Annotated in this window: 10 protein-coding genes, 1 tRNA gene and 1 pseudogene; 2 read left to right on the forward strand and 10 right to left on the reverse strand. The window is 58.5% G+C overall.

Going from position 1 to position 15,461, the window contains the following annotated elements; all coding sequences use genetic code 11:
- Positions 1–61: 61 nt before the first annotated feature.
- Positions 62–2,101: an NADPH-dependent 2,4-dienoyl-CoA reductase gene (locus D8U82_RS03635; protein WP_130901668.1), complete on the reverse strand. Its 2,040-nt coding sequence runs from the start codon at positions 2,099–2,101 to the stop codon at positions 62–64.
- Between the two features lie 208 nt (positions 2,102–2,309).
- Between D8U82_RS03635 and D8U82_RS03640 the strand changes: the two genes are divergently transcribed.
- Positions 2,310–3,440, forward strand: coding sequence for a nitrilase-related carbon-nitrogen hydrolase (locus tag D8U82_RS03640; RefSeq protein ID WP_130901669.1), 1,131 nt, complete (start codon positions 2,310–2,312; stop codon positions 3,438–3,440).
- 3 nt (positions 3,441–3,443) lie between these two features.
- Positions 3,444–4,484, forward strand: a complete 1,041-nt coding sequence (locus tag D8U82_RS03645; protein ID WP_130901670.1) for an AraC family transcriptional regulator — start codon at positions 3,444–3,446, stop codon at positions 4,482–4,484.
- A 388-nt stretch (positions 4,485–4,872) separates the two neighbouring features.
- Here D8U82_RS03645 and D8U82_RS03655 read toward each other — a convergent pair whose 3' ends face one another.
- The 9 genes and pseudogenes from D8U82_RS03655 to D8U82_RS03695 form a co-directional block, all read right to left on the reverse strand.
- Positions 4,873–5,727, reverse strand: coding sequence for a DUF2242 domain-containing protein (locus D8U82_RS03655; RefSeq protein WP_130889203.1), 855 nt, complete (start codon positions 5,725–5,727; stop codon positions 4,873–4,875).
- A gap of 92 nt (positions 5,728–5,819) precedes the next feature.
- Positions 5,820–5,943, reverse strand: a pseudogene (locus tag D8U82_RS28375) (LysR family transcriptional regulator); the annotation flags it as partial.
- Positions 5,944–6,463: 520 nt separating this feature from the next.
- The gene (locus tag D8U82_RS03665; protein WP_110646902.1) at positions 6,464–8,335 is read right to left on the reverse strand and encodes a SurA N-terminal domain-containing protein; all 1,872 of its coding nucleotides are present in this window, start codon (positions 8,333–8,335) and stop codon (positions 6,464–6,466) included.
- Positions 8,336–8,562: 227 nt separating this feature from the next.
- A complete protein-coding gene (locus tag D8U82_RS03670) occupies positions 8,563–8,835 on the reverse strand; it encodes an HU family DNA-binding protein (RefSeq protein WP_016775333.1) in 273 nt (90 codons plus the stop codon).
- Positions 8,836–8,984: 149 nt separating this feature from the next.
- Entirely contained in the window at positions 8,985–11,381 is a 2,397-nt protein-coding gene (gene lon / locus D8U82_RS03675; RefSeq protein ID WP_016775334.1) for an endopeptidase La, read from the reverse strand.
- A 163-nt stretch (positions 11,382–11,544) separates the two neighbouring features.
- Complete coding sequence (gene clpX, locus D8U82_RS03680) at positions 11,545–12,828, reverse strand: ATP-dependent Clp protease ATP-binding subunit ClpX (RefSeq protein WP_016775335.1); 1,284 nt, start codon at positions 12,826–12,828, stop codon at positions 11,545–11,547.
- 112 nt (positions 12,829–12,940) lie between these two features.
- Positions 12,941–13,576, reverse strand: coding sequence for an ATP-dependent Clp endopeptidase proteolytic subunit ClpP (gene clpP / locus D8U82_RS03685; protein ID WP_016775336.1), 636 nt, complete (start codon positions 13,574–13,576; stop codon positions 12,941–12,943).
- Between the two features lie 92 nt (positions 13,577–13,668).
- The gene (tig, locus tag D8U82_RS03690; RefSeq protein ID WP_016775337.1) at positions 13,669–14,979 is read right to left on the reverse strand and encodes a trigger factor; all 1,311 of its coding nucleotides are present in this window, start codon (positions 14,977–14,979) and stop codon (positions 13,669–13,671) included.
- Positions 14,980–15,380: 401 nt separating this feature from the next.
- Positions 15,381–15,456 (reverse strand) — tRNA-His (locus D8U82_RS03695).
- Positions 15,457–15,461 lie beyond the last annotated feature (5 nt).

Raw genomic sequence — 15,461 nt, forward strand, 5'->3', positions numbered from 1 at the left:
CTTTTTAGCGGTAAACACACCCAAAAAGCTTGACCGTGAACAGAGTATCTACAGAATGTGTTTACAACTCAGCCGCCAGCCGCGAACCCTGATTGATCGCGCGCTTGGCGTCCAGCTCCGCCGCGACATCCGCGCCGCCGATCAAGTGTACGTTCTGCCCGGCCTCAACCAGACCATCGTGCAACTCGCGCAACGGATCCTGCCCCGCACAGATCACGATGTTGTCCACCGCCAGCAGCTGCGGCTCACCGCTTTCGCCAATGCGAATGTGCAAGCCTTGGTCATCGATGCTCAGGTATTCGACGCTGTTGAGCATCTGCACCTGCTTGTTCTTCAGACCGGTGCGATGAATCCAGCCGGTGGTTTTGCCCAGACCGTCGCCGACCTTGGTTTTCTTGCGCTGCAACAGGAACACCTCACGGGCCGGCGCATGCGGTGCCGCTTTGATTCCCGCCACACCACCACGGGCCTCCAGTTGCGTGTCGATGCCCCATTCCTTCCAGAACGCCGCGCGATCCAGACTGGTGGCCACGCCTTGATGAACGAGAAATTCCGAGACATCGAAACCGATCCCGCCCGCACCGATCACCGCGACACGCTTGCCGACCGGCTTGCGCTCGAGGATCACATCCAGATAACTCAGGACCTTGGCATTCTCGACGCCCGGAATCGCCGGCACGCGCGGGGCGATACCGGTGGCAAGGATGATCTCGTCGTAACCGCCTTCAACCAACTTGGCCACGTCGACGCGTGTGTTCAGGCACACCTCGACATGGGTGGTTTGCAGCTTGCGGTTGAAGTAGCGCAGGGTTTCGAAAAACTCTTCCTTGCCCGGTACGCGCTTGGCGATGTTGAACTGGCCACCGATCTCGCTGGCCGAATCGAACAGCGTCACCTGATGACCGCGCTCGGCGGCCACGGTGGCGGCGGACAAACCGGCAGGGCCGGCACCGACCACGGCGATTTTCTTGATCTGCTGCACCGGCAGGTAATTGAGTTCGGTTTCGTGGCAGGCACGCGGGTTGACCAGGCAACTGGTGAGCTTGCCGCCAAAGGTGTGGTCGAGGCACGCTTGGTTGCAGCCGATGCAGGTGTTGATTTCGTCGGCGCGGCCTTCGGCGGCTTTGTTGACGAAGTCCGGATCGGCGAGGAATGGTCGGGCCATGGAGACCATGTCGGCATCGCCCTCGGCAAGAATCTGCTCGGCAATTTCCGGGGTATTGATGCGGTTGGTCGTGATCAGCGGAATGCTCACCGAGCCGCGCAACTTGGCCGTGACCTTGCTGAACGCTGCACGCGGAACCTTGGTGGCGATGGTCGGAATCCGCGCTTCGTGCCAGCCGATACCAGTGTTGATGATGGTCGCACCAGCCTGCTCAATGGCTTTGGCCAGCATGACGATTTCATCCCAGGTGCTGCCACCTTCGACCAGATCGAGCATCGACAGGCGGAAGATGATGATGAAATTCGGCCCGACCGCTTCGCGCACACGACGGACAATTTCTACCGGCAGGCGCATGCGGTTTTCGTAGCTGCCACCCCAGCGGTCGGTGCGGTGGTTGGTGTGCGCGGCGAGAAACTGGTTAATGAAGTAACCTTCCGAGCCCATGATCTCGACGCCGTCGTATTCGGCGGTTTGCGCCAATACCGAGCAGGTGACGAAATCACTGATCTGCTTTTCGATGCCCTCTTCGTCCAGCTCTTTGGGCTTGAACGGGTTGATCGGCGCCTGAATCGCGCTCGGTGCTACCTGTTTCGGGCTGTAGGCGTAACGTCCGGCGTGAAGAATCTGCATGCAGATCTTGCCGCCCGCCTCGTGCACCGCGCGAGTGACGATGCGGTGCTTGAGCGCCTCTTCCTCGGTAGTGAGCTTGGCCGCGCCGGAATACACGCCGCCCTCGTCATTCGGGCCGATGCCGCCGGTGACCATCAGGCCGACACCGCCACGGGCACGTTCGGCGAAGTACGCCGCCATGCGCTCGAAGCCACCCGGCTTTTCTTCCAGGCCGGTGTGCATCGAGCCCATCAGGGTGCGGTTGCGCAGCGTGGTGAATCCCAGGTCCAGCGGGGCCAGCAAATGCGGGTAATGAGCGGCGGTCATCGGTAACTCCACAACGAGCGATCACGGAAAAGTTGCGGGAGCTCTGCGTCCCCCGTCAGTCATGTTCGACAGACTAAGAGTCGCACCGCTGTCACTCAATGACCGTAACTGACAAGTTATTGATCCAAATGCGCAGCACCCCTTGGCAATCAGGGCCATGGGCCCTACCCTAGGCGCCACACTCTGTACCCGGCTGTTGTTGGTTTTCATGCGCAAACTTCTGTATCTGTTTTTCTCCATGGCCCTCATTGCCGCCCTGACCACCTACGCCATGTGGGCGGCAGACCGGCCGGCGGGACATTACCTGTCGGACCTGCGCATCAAGCTCGCCGTCAATCAGGGCACGCCCGGCGACCGTGGCAATCTGCTCGGCATTCAGCCCGAACTGTTCCCCACCGATTACCAAAGCTCCGCACGCCTGCACCGCAAACTCGCGGCGTATCTGCAGCAGGCCCGCGATCAGGGCTTGCTCAACGAAAAAACCGTGGTGGTGTTGCCCGAGCACGTCGGCACCTGGCTGATGATCAGCGGCGAGAAAGACGAGTTGTATCAGGCGCCGACCCTGGCGGAGGCAATGAACTGGCTGGCGGCGAGCAATCCGCTGTTGTTTGCCCGAGCGTGGCTGCGGGCCAAGGGCGAGCAACGGCTGAACGATGCTTATCTGCGGATGAAAGCCAAGGCCATGGCCAAGGATTACCAGGCGCTGTTCGGCGGTCTGGCCAAGGAGTTCCAAGTCACCCTTGTCGCCGGCTCCGTCGTGCTGCCGGAGCCAAGCATCCGCGACGGCCGGCTCAAGCCCGGCAGCGGCGCCCTGTTCAACAGCAGCGTGGTTTTTGGTCGCGACGGCATACCATTGGGCCAGCCGCAGCGGCAGATGCATCCGATCTTTGATCAGCAAGGTGTGATTCAGGCCGAAGACAAACACGCCATCCAGGTCGTCGACACACCGGCCGGACGCTTGGGCATCCTGATCGGCAGTGACAGCTGGTATCCCGGCAACTACCGCACCCTCGATGAACAAGGCGCGCAACTGGTGGCCGTGCCGGCGCAGGTTATTGGTCAAGGCGCCTGGGACAAGCCATGGCGCGGCTACAAGGGTTCGAGCACGCCGGGCTCGGTCAGCCTCAAGCCCGGCGACCTCAGTGAAGGTCAGGCCTGGCATCGACTGACCCTCACCGCACAACCACCAAGCAGCCACGCGATTGCCGGCATGAGTGTGTTCATGCGCGGGCAGTTCTGGGACAAGCCGAGTACCGGCACAAGCTTTCTCAGCAGCAACGGCCAGCAGTTCGCCGATGGCGAGGCCCGTGGTGCGCGCTTGCTGAACGTCTGGCTGTAAACCATGAAGCCGCAGCCGATGCGCCTCGGGGATCTGTCGGTGGGTTTCGTCCATAGTCTGGCCGACGCCGTGCGCAGCCACGACGCCGATCCGCTGCCTCTGCTTGAACAATATGGCCTTGATGCCGCGCGACTGGCCGAGGCCGGGGCGCGCTTGTCGATCCCGCGATACATGCGCCTGGGCCATGCGGCGATTCAACTGACCGGCGATCCGGCCCTGGGCCTGCGCATGGGCCGGATGATCCGCTTGAATCAGGCCGGTCTGGCCGGCATCACTGCGGCGCAAGCGCCCACCGTCCGTGAAGCGGCCCGCTGCCTGACGCGCTTCGAGCCGCTGTACGGTTCCAACTATCGCGGGCAGTCCAGCTTTCATGAAGATGCCAACGGTGCCTGGTTGCGCTTCTACTCGATCAGCCCGTACAACGCCTATAACCGCTTCGTGGTCGACTCGATCCTCGCCGGCTGGCTGCATCAGTTGTCGAGCCTGTGCGGCGAAACGTTGCGCGCGGAGAGAATCGAAATCGAATTCGAAGCGCCGGATTACCGCGACGCCTACACAATGCTTGGCGACTGCCCGATCCAGTTCAGCGCCGAGCGCAATCAACTGCGCCTGAGCCTGAGCAGCCTTGCCCTGCGCAATCCCGAACATTGCCCGAGCACCTGGCGACATCTGCTGCAATTGTGCGAGCGGGAGCTGGAACAACTGACCCGCACCCGCAGCCTGCGCGAGCGCATCACCCAATTGCTCGGCCCGCTGCTGAACGGCGGCCGCGAGCCGGATCTCGAAGAAGTCGCGGCACGCCTGAAACTGCCGACCTGGACCCTGCGGCGCAAACTAGCAGAGGAAGGCACGCAATTTCGCGCGATCCTCAATGACACACGCCGCGACCTGGCAATGACCTACATCCGCGACACCGAACTGGCGTTCGGCGAGATCGCCTACCTGCTGGGCTTCGCATCAGCTGAGGCCTTCCAGCGTGCATTCAAACGCTGGAGCGGGCAGACGCCCGGCGAATCCCGACGAAATTACCGCTCGGGAGCCTGAAGCTCAGAGCTCCGTCGCGTCGTCAGCCGGTTCTGGTTGATCCAGCTCAAAGGCCTGGTATTCGAGCAGTTCTTCCTGATACTCATCCATCGTATGAATCCCCCAACTACTCGCTATGAAAATGGCCTGATCAATCGACCTGTGCCCCGAGCATAAAGTGCCCGTGTGAAGGAAAAGTGAAACGCAGCCTTCATGAATAAAACGTAGCAGGTGGCTGGGGATTTATCGCGGCGATGGTGTCGCAGGTGTGTAACCAGATCTTAAGCCAACCCGAAAACCACTGTGGGAGCGAGCCTGCTCGCGAAGGCGGTGTGTCAGTCTGATCATCTGTCGACTGATACACCGCCTTCGCGAGCAGGCTCGCTCCCACAGGGTCTTGCTTGGTTTCTTATTGGCCCGACGCAGGCATCGCCGGAATCGGCTCCGACGGTGGAGGAATATCCGGGTTGGTCGGTGGCGTGATGGTTTCGCTGGCCGGCGCGGGCTCTTCCACGGGCGCTGGCGCCGGCGTAATCGGCGTCGACTCCGCTGGCGGTACCACCGGCTCGGAACTCACTGGTGCGGTTTCAGCCGGGGCTGGTGCAGGTTCTGCAGCCGGCGCTGGCGTTGCTGCCGGTTCCGCTGCAGGCGCCAGAGGAGCAGGTGCAGGCGCGGCTTTTGGTTCTGGCACGCCGAGGTCGGTTTTCGGTTTTTCTTCGATATGCGCCGCTTTCTTCGCATCGGCGGGCAGGAACTGCTCCACCAGCGTGAAGAAGCGCTCGTAGAACTTCTGCGCCGTGACCGTCTCACTGGCGACCTTGACCATCGAATCATCCGAAGAGCCGATCGGCATCGACACCGAGCCCAACACACCGACACCGAGGCTGGCGGAATTGTTGGTCTTCTTCAACGCATAACGATCCTGCAAGGCGTTGGCGAACACCGTCGCATGATGCCCGGCGCTGCCATCTTCGGCGCAGACCACGTTGAAGCTGATCTCGAGATGGGTCTCGCCGGTCTGCTGGAAGCTCTTGTGACCGCTGACCAGCTTCGGATCACTGCTGGTAATGATGTAGCCCTGACTGAGCAACGCGCGCCGGGCCGCTTCGCAACTGGCGGTGTCGGTCACCGGATAATTGCGCGAAAAGGTGCCGGAGTCATCGAAGTTCTCATGCTCATAGATCGGCTTGTCCTTCGAACAACCGGCCACCGCAGTCAACAAAAGCGCCAGCCCGACAACACGCATGGGAGTGGAAATCAACATTGAACATCCTGAGGGAAAACAGTCCGGGGCGTATTGTGCAACAGATCGCCGCCCCATGGCGCATGGAATAGTGTCAAGAATCGGTTACAACTTTACCGGTCATGAGCGCCAGGAAAAAGCCGCGTGGACAAATGATCGATCAACGCGCGCAATTTCGCCGTGGCTTGTCGGCTCGACGGCCATAACACCCCAGAACCGACCGGCGTGTTCTAAATGCAAAAGAAAGGTAAAAATTCAAGATCAGGTCGGCTGTCAGGCCGCCTTCGCGAGCAGGCTCGCTCCCACAGACAGGCAAAAGCAAAAGATCGCAGCCTTCGGCAGCTCCTACACAATGAGCGCAAGCTCGAGTGCTTTTGATCTTGATCCACCGGCGACGTCGGAAGGCTGAGTGGAGGGATTGATCCGGGTGTGGGAGCGTAGCGACCGTCTGGCGCAGCCAGACACAGCGGAAGGAGGTGCAGCGAAGCAAACCGGAGCCGCTGCGCCCGGATCGATCCCGCAGCGAAGGAACCCGAGCCTGCGAGGGCCGAACGTAGGAGCAAGCCTTTTCGGTTACCTTTTCGGCGTTTGGAAAAGGTGACCCGCCGTAAGGGCGGAACCGTAATCAGCAACCCCGCAGCAACGGATATTCACCCAAACCACCCAGAGCATGGCCGGCCCAAAGGCCGCCAAGCCACCAAAAACAAAAAAGCCCCGACCAACCAGGCCGGGGCTCCTTCAAACGTCAGTCAAAAGATCAGAACCGCTCGATCTCCGCCTCAGCTTCCAACTGCTTGCGATACGCCGCAAAGTCCTGCTGCCCTTCACGGGAAGCCAGGAAGCGACGATATTGCGCCTTCTCTTCATCAGTAGGCGCGGCAGCTTCGTTAACACCGTTGAGTCGCACAACCATCAGACTGCCATCCGGCAAGGTAACGCTGGAGAAGGTCGGCTTGTCTTTGGCAGCCGGCTTCGGCATCCGGAACAGTGCCTGCAGCACAGCCGGATCAACCCCTTCCTGACCACGGGTGGCCGCTTCGGTGATCTTCCAGTTCTGACCGTCAATGGCCTTGTCCAGCGGCGCCTTGCCATCGCGCAGATCAGCGATCAGCTTCTCGGCACGGGTCTTGGCCTCGGCACTGGCGTGCTCCTTGGTCAGCTGAGTGCGGATCGCCGCGCTCACACTTTCCAGCGGCAGTTGCGCAGGCTTCAGGTGCTCCTTGGAACGCAGCACGATCACGGTTTCCGGGTCCAGCTCGATGGCGGTGCTGTTGGCACCTTCATCAATCACTTCCGGACTGAAAGCGGCAGTGACCACGGCACGGTTGGCTGCAACACCTTCGCCACCTTCACGGCCGAACGGTTTGGAAGTGTGCACGGTCAGTTTCAGATCCGCTGCTGGCTGCGCCAAGTCAGAGGCTTCGAACGCCGAGTCTTCCAGTTGCTTGGTCGCCTCAACGAAACGCTGCTCGACCTGAGCGGCTTTCAGCTCGCGGGTCAGCTTGTCTTTCAGGCTGGCCAGGGTCGGCACTTCAGGCGCTTCCACGCCCAACAGCTTGATCAGGTGATAACCGAAGTCGGTACGAATCGGCTCGGACACCTGGTCTTTCGACAAGGAGTACAGCGCTTTTTCAAAAGCTGGATCGTAAACGCCAGGACCGGCATAACCAAGGTCACCGCCATTGTTGGCGGAACCCGGGTCCTGCGAGAACTCTTTGGCCAGCGCTTCGAACTTCTCGCCCTTGGCCAGACGCGCCTGGACTTCGTCGATCTTCGCCTTAGCCTGCGCTTCGGTAGTCTTGTCGTTCACTTCGATGAGGATGTGCGCGGCACGACGCTGTTCCGCCAGGTTGGCGATCTCTTTCTGGTACGCCGCCTCAAGGTCTTCATCCTTGACCGCAACCTGATCAAAGAACGACGACTTCTTCAGCTCGACGTAATCGATGATCACCTGATCCGGCGTCATGAATTCCTTGGCGTGTTCGTCGTAGTAAGCCTTGACCTCGTCATCGGTCAGCTTGACCGCAGCCGGGTCGGCCTTGACGTTCAGAGTGGCGAAATCACGGGTCTGTTTTTCCAGACGGGCGAATGCCAGCACTTCGGCGTCGGTGACGAAACCGCTGCCGGCAACGCCAGCGCGCAATTGGCCGATGAGCATTTCCTGAGCCAGCATCTGGCGGAACTGCATGCGGCTGTAGCCCAGTTGACGGATCACCTGGTCGAAACGCTCGGAGCTGAACTTGCCATCGACCTGGAATTCAGGCGTCTGCAGGATCACTTGATCCAGCGCGGCTTCGGAGAACGAGAACTTCGCCTGTTCGGCGCCTTGCAGCAGCAACTTGCGGTCGATCAGGCCTTTGAGCGCCGATTCGCGCAGCATCTTTTCGTCGAGCAAGGAAGCATCGAAGTCCTTGCCCAGCTGTTGCATCAGCTGACGGCGTTGCATATCAACGGCCTGGCTCAGCTCGTTCTGGCTGATTTCGTCACCATTGACCTTGGCCGCCTCGTTCTTGTGAGTCGTGGCCTGGAAAATGGCATCGAAACCGGTCAGGGCCATCAGTGCAACGATGACCCCGATAATGGTCTTGGCAATCCAGCCTTGTGAATTGTCCCTGATATTCTGCAGCATGCGTCCCCCAGAAACGGTTGAACTTCAATTTAGGCAACCGTGGAGCGTGGGTAGAATCCGGATAGAAGAAAGGCGCATCCGAGGATGCGCCTTCTCGTAACTGGCGGAGCGGACAGGGCTCGAACCCTCGATCCCGGCGTTACAGGTGGCTCTTTCAGCCACCTGCTCTACCGCTCCGCTGCCAAGTCAGGCTTGACCCCGACCCGGATGGGTAAAAACCTGGAAACTCAGTTAACAGCTTCTTTCAGCGCTTTACCGGCTTTGAAACCTGGCTTCTTGGCAGCCGGGATTTCCAGAGACTTGCCGGTTTGCGGGTTGCGACCGGTACGAGCCGGACGGTCAGTCACGGAGAAAGTACCGAAACCAACCAGAACAACGGAGTCGCCAGCCTTCAGAGCGCCAGTGACGGATTCGATTACAGCGTCCAGCGCACGGCCAGCAGCAGCTTTCGGGATATCAGCGGATGCAGCGATAGCATCAATCAGTTCCGACTTGTTCACTCTAAGTCCCCTTATATCTATTTTGAGATGTTTCTAAGTTTTTTGGTGAAAGCAAAAACGAGTGCTGAATGGCCTACAGACACTTAAGAGCCGCTTTATAACAAGGGCTCTAAAATGCTGTCAAGGAAAGCCCCCCAGGCTAAAACGTATTAATGCGTGCTAATTCTTTCCTTGGCATCAGACTCGCGTTTTTCGTCCTTGGCAACTATCTCCGGAGCCACATCCGGCAAGGGCTCCGGCGCGTATTGCAGCGCAATTTGCAGGACCTCGTCAATCCATTTAACCGGTTTGATCTGCAGATCCTGCTTGATATTGTCAGGAATCTCCTTCAGATCGCGGACGTTTTCTTCCGGAATAATCACAATCTTGATTCCGCCGCGATGTGCCGCCAGCAGTTTTTCTTTCAAACCGCCAATTGCCAGCACTTGCCCACGCAGAGTGATTTCACCGGTCATGGCAACATCGGCGCGCACCGGAATGCCGGTCAATGCCGAGACCAACGCCGTGCACATACCTACGCCTGCACTTGGGCCGTCTTTCGGCGTAGCACCTTCCGGCATGTGAATGTGGGTGTCGCGCTTCTCGTGGAAGTCCAGCGGGATGCCCAGGCTTTTCGCCCGGCTGCGCACGACGGTCTGTGCGGCAGTGATCGATTCGACCATCACATCACCGAGCGAACCGGTCTTGATCAGCTGCCCTTTACCCGGAATCACTGCGGCTTCGATGGTCAGCAATTCGCCGCCAACCTGAGTCCACGCCAGGCCAGTCACCTGCCCCACCTGATCCTGTTGCTCGGCCAGGCCGTAGCGGAACTTGCGCACGCCGAGGAAATGCTCGAGCAGATCAGCTGTCACTTTTACCGAGAAGCGTTTTTCCAGCGCATGCTCTTTCACTGCCTTGCGGCAGACCTTGGCGATCTGTCGCTCAAGGCCCCGCACGCCCGCTTCACGGGTGTAATAACGGATGATGTCGCGGATCGCTTCCTCGTCGAACTCCAGCTCGCCCTTCTTCAGACCATTGGCGGCAATCTGTTTCGGCGAGAGGTATTTCACGGCGATGTTGATCTTCTCGTCTTCGGTGTAACCCGGCAGACGGATGACTTCCATCCGGTCCAGCAGCGCTGGCGGGATGTTCATCGAGTTCGAGGTGCACAGGAACATCACATCCGAGAGGTCGTAATCGACTTCCAGATAGTGATCGTTGAAGTTGTGGTTCTGCTCGGGATCGAGCACCTCCAGCAACGCCGACGCCGGGTCGCCACGCATGTCGCTGCCCATCTTGTCGATTTCATCGAGCAGGAACAGCGGGTTGCGTACGCCCACTTTTGTCATCTTTTGAATCAATCTACCCGGCATCGAACCGATGTAAGTCCGGCGGTGACCACGAATTTCCGCTTCGTCACGCACGCCGCCCAAGGCCATACGTACGAATTTACGGTTGGTTGCGTGGGCAATCGATTCCGCCAGCGAGGTTTTACCCACGCCTGGAGGACCGACCAGGCACAACACCGGGCCACGGATTTTCTTCACGCGCTTCTGCACGGCGAGGTATTCAAGGATGCGCTCCTTGACCTCTTCGAGGCCGTAGTGATCGGCGTCGAGAATGTCTTCTGCACGGGCCAGATCGAGGCGTACTTTGCTTTGCGCCTTCCACGGCACTTGCACCAGCCAGTCGATGTACGAGCGCACCACGGTGGCCTCAGCCGACATCGGCGACATCTGCTTGAGCTTGTTCAGCTCGGCAGTGGCTTTGGCCAGTGCGTCCTTTGGCAGGCCGGCAGCATCGATGCGCTTTTTCAGCTCTTCGATTTCATTGTGACCTTCGTCACCGTCGCCGAGCTCTTTCTGAATGGCCTTCATCTGCTCATTCAGGTAGTACTCGCGCTGGCTGCGCTCCATTTGCTTTTTCACGCGACCGCGAATGCGTTTCTCGACCTGCAGTAAGTCAATCTCGGCATCCAGCAGTGCCAGCACGTGTTCGACACGGGCCGACAGATCGATGATCTCGAGGATTTCCTGCTTCTGCTCGATTTTCAGCGCCATGTGCGCGGCCATGGTGTCGACCAGACGACCCGGCTCATCGATGCTGTTGAGCGACGACAGGACTTCAGCCGGAACCTTCTTGCCCAGCTGGACGTATTGTTCGAACTGCGACAGCAGTGTGCGCACGAAGACTTCCGACTCGCGCTCGGCGGCGTCGACTTCTTCGATCAGAGACACTTCGGCGCGGCAGTGGCCATCGACTTCGCTGAAACGCTCGACAGTACCACGCTGCTCGCCTTCGACCAGAACCTTGACGGTGCCGTCAGGCAGCTTCAGCAGTTGCAGAACCGTGGCAATCGTACCTACGCGATAGAGAGCGTCTTCACCGGGATCATCGTCAGCCGGGTTTCGCTGGGCCAGCAGCAGAATCTGCTTGTCACCCGTCATCGCTGCCTCGAGGGCTTCGATGGATTTCTCGCGCCCCACGAACAGCGGGATAACCATGTGCGGATAAACCACGACATCACGCAATGGCAGGAGAGGCAATTCGATGGTTGTCTTCATGATTTCGCCTCTACGGCGGCCGTATGGCCGTAATCAGATGGAATTAAGCTTGAAACCAAGATGGGGGCTGCCTCGAAAAAAAACAAGCGCAAAGCGGAGGTAAAAAACGACTTAAAAAAAAAGAGGCCCGAAGGCCCCTTCTTTGTTGCGGCGCTGTGAACACTTACGCGTCCGGCGCTGCCTTGGCCGTCGGCTCACTGTTTTCGTAGATATACAGTGGCTTGGACTTGCCTTCGATCACGCTTTCATCGATCACGACTTTGCTCACCTCGGACTGCGAGGGGATCTCATACATCGTGTCGAGCAGCACACCTTCGAGAATCGAACGCAGGCCACGGGCACCGGTTTTACGTTCCAGGGCACGCTTGGCGACCGATTTCAGCGCGTCGGAACGGAATTCCAGATCCACGCCTTCCATCTCGAACAGCTTGGCATACTGTTTGGTCAGAGCATTTTTCGGCTCGGTGAGGATTTGCATCAGCGCAGCCTCGTCGAGCTCGTCCAGTGTCGCCAGGACCGGCAGACGACCGACGAATTCCGGGATCAGACCGAACTTGACCAGATCGTCAGGCTCGACTTCACGCAGGGATTCACCAACCTTCTTGCCCTCTTCCTTGCTGCGCACTTCGGCGTTGAAGCCGATGCCGCCTTTGGTGGAACGGTTCTGAATGACCTTTTCCAGGCCGGAGAACGCACCACCGCAGATGAACAGGATGTTACGGGTGTCGACCTGCAGGAACTCCTGCTGCGGATGCTTGCGGCCACCTTGCGGCGGTACCGAAGCGACCGTGCCTTCGATCAACTTGAGCAAGGCCTGCTGCACGCCTTCACCGGAAACATCACGGGTGATCGACGGGTTGTCGGACTTGCGGGAAATCTTGTCGATTTCGTCGATGTAGACAATGCCCATCTGGGCTTTCTCTACGTCGTAATCGCACTTCTGCAGCAGCTTCTGAATGATGTTCTCGACATCTTCACCCACGTAACCTGCCTCGGTGAGGGTAGTTGCGTCAGCGATGGTGAACGGAACGTTCAGCAAGCGGGCCAGTGTTTCGGCCAGCAGGGTTTTACCAGAGCCTGTCGGGCCGATCAGCAGGATGTTGCTCTTGCCGAGTTCGACGTCGTCAGCCTTTTTGTCACGCTGATTCAGGCGCTTGTAGTGGTTGTACACCGCTACGGCCAAAACCTTTTTCGCACGCTCCTGACCAATGACGTACTGGTCAAGGATGCCGCTGATTTCTTTAGGCGAAGGCAATTTATGCGCGCTGCTTTCGGCCTGTGCTTCCTGCACCTCCTCGCGGATGATGTCATTGCACAGGTCGACGCACTCGTCGCAGATAAAGACCGAGGGGCCGGCAATCAATTTGCGCACTTCATGCTGGCTTTTGCCACAGAAGGAGCAATAGAGCAGCTTGCCGTTGTCCTCGCCGTTGCGGGTGTCAGTCATTCGTTCGATCCAAATCCGATAGGCTTGCAACACAAGATGAAGGCTATTGCGGGCTTTTTCAAGCCCGCCGCTGATCGGACATGCCGATCAGGCCTGTTTTGCGCTGCTTATATTAAGCTGGACGCTGGTTGATCACTTCGTCGATCAGGCCGTATTCCTTCGCAGCTTCGGCACTCATGAAGTTGTCGCGATTGGTATCGCGCTCGATTTCTTCCAGAGTACGGCCGCTGTGCTTGGCCATCAGCATGTTCAGACGCTCGCGGATGAAGAGGATTTCCTTGGCGTGGATTTCGATGTCCGACGCCTGACCCTGGAAACCGCCCAGTGGCTGGTGAATCATCACGCGCGAGTTCGGCAGGCAGAAACGCTTGCCCGGAGCACCTGCGGTCAGCAGGAATGCGCCCATGCTGCAGGCCTGACCGATGCAGGTGGTCGATACGTTCGGCTTGATGAACTGCATGGTGTCGTAGATCGACATGCCTGCAGTTACCGAACCGCCCGGCGAGTTGATGTACAGATGGATGTCCTTGTCCGGGTTTTCCGCTTCAAGGAACAGCAGTTGCGCACAGATCAGGTTGGCCATGTAGTCCTCTACCGGGCCCACCAGAAAGATCACTCGCTCCTTGAGCAGGCGAGAGTAGATGTCGTAGGCGCGTTCGCCACGAGCGGACTGCTCGACAACCATCGGGACCAGGCCGCCGGCGGCCTGGATATCAGAGTTCTGCTGAATATAAGAATTACGGAACATGCTCTGCAGTCGCTCCCAAATAGTTATGTCTTGAATACGCATAAGCCAGCTCGAGAGCTGGCTTATGGTGTGCACTTCTAACGCAAAATCAATCAGTCGGCTGCTGGAGCTTCTACCGGCTTGACTGCTTCTTCGTAGGAGACCGATTTGTCGGTCACACTAGCTTTCTGCAGAACAGTATCCACAACTTGTTCTTCCAGCACAACCGAACGCACTTCGTTCAGTTGCTGCTCGTTTTTGTAGTACCACGACACGACCTGCTCTGGCTCCTGGTAAGCGGAAGCCATTTCCTGAATCATTTCGCGAACGCGAGCTTCGTCAGGCTTGAGGTCGAACTGCTTGACCACTTCAGCAACGATCAGGCCCAGCACGACGCGGCGCTTGGCTTGCTCTTCGAACAGCTCGGCCGGCAGTTGGTCTGGCTTGATGTTGCCGCCGAACTGCTGAACAGCCTGCACGCGCAGACGGTCAACTTCGTTGGACAGCAGAGCCTTTGGCACTTCGATCGGGTTGGTGGCCAGCAGACCGTCCATTACCTGATTCTTGACCTTGGATTTGATCGCCTGACGCAGTTCACGCTCCATGTTCTTGCGAACTTCGGTGCGGAAACCGTCGATGCCGCTTTCCTTGATGCCGAATTGAGCGAAGAACTCTTCGTTCAGCTCAGGCAGCTTAGGCTCGGACACAGTGTTGACGGTCACGGTGAACTCGGCGGTTTTGCCAGCCAGGTCCAGGTTCTGATAGTCCTCAGGGAAGGTCAGGTTCAGAACGCGCTCTTCGCCAGCCTTAGCGCCAACCAGGCCTTCTTCGAAGCCCGGGATCATGCGGCCGGAACCCAGTACCAGCTGAGTGCCCTTGGCGGAGCCGCCAGCGAATACTTCGCCGTCAACCTTGCCAACGAAATCGATGTTCAGCTGATCTTCGTTCTGCGCGGCACGGTCGGCCACTTCGAAACGGGTGTTCTGCTTGCGCAGGATGTCGAGCATCTTGTCCAGGTCAGCGTCAGCCACTTCAGCGCTCAGACGCTCAACGGTGATGCCTTCGAAGCCAGCAACGGTGAACTCAGGGAAGACTTCGAATACAGCAACGTATTCCAGATCCTTGCCCGCTTCGAGCGACTTTGGCTCGATCGAAGGCGAACCGGCAGGGTTGAGCTTTTGCTCGACCACAGCTTCGTAGAAGGAAGACTGGATGACGTCGCCTACCGCTTCCTGACGCGCATCAGCACCGAAACGGCGCTTGATTTCGCTCATTGGCACTTTGCCTGGACGGAAGCCAGCAATTTTGGCCTTTTGGGCAGTCTGCTGCAGACGCTTGTTGACCTGAGTCTCGATGCGCTCTGCCGGCACGGTGACGCTCATGCGGCGCTCGAGAGCAGTAGTATTTTCAACAGAAACTTGCATGGATATTCCTCGTTGCACAGACGTTAGCCGGCCGTTTCCGACCCCAGAATCAAGGGCATGCATTCTAGTGGGTCAAACTCAAGAAGTCACCCTACTGGAAACGGGTAAAAAAACAGCAGGCAATTTATAGGGAGCGCCGCACGAATGCCGTGCACTCCACTGGCGAATACAAGCGATCACGTCAGGGCTCTGCAGCAACGCTTCTATATATAGAAGCAACTATCAAATCCGCCCCGACAGACGTTCCGGCAAAACCGGAACGACGAGCAGTTCAGCGTCATCCGATCCTTTAAAAGCGATGAAGTGCCCTGCCCTGCGCTTCGAAATCGGCCATGGCCGGATTTCGAAACCGCTAAAACAAAAAAGGCGCCAGACTGTTAAATCTGGCGCCTTTCGGAATATGGGGTGGACGATGGGGATCGAACCCACGACAACGGGAGTCACAATCCCGTGCTCTACCAACTGAGCTACGCCCACCATAT

This window comes from Pseudomonas sp. Sample_23 (assembly GCF_004307595.1).
Lineage (GTDB): Bacteria > Pseudomonadota > Gammaproteobacteria > Pseudomonadales > Pseudomonadaceae > Aquipseudomonas > Aquipseudomonas atacamensis.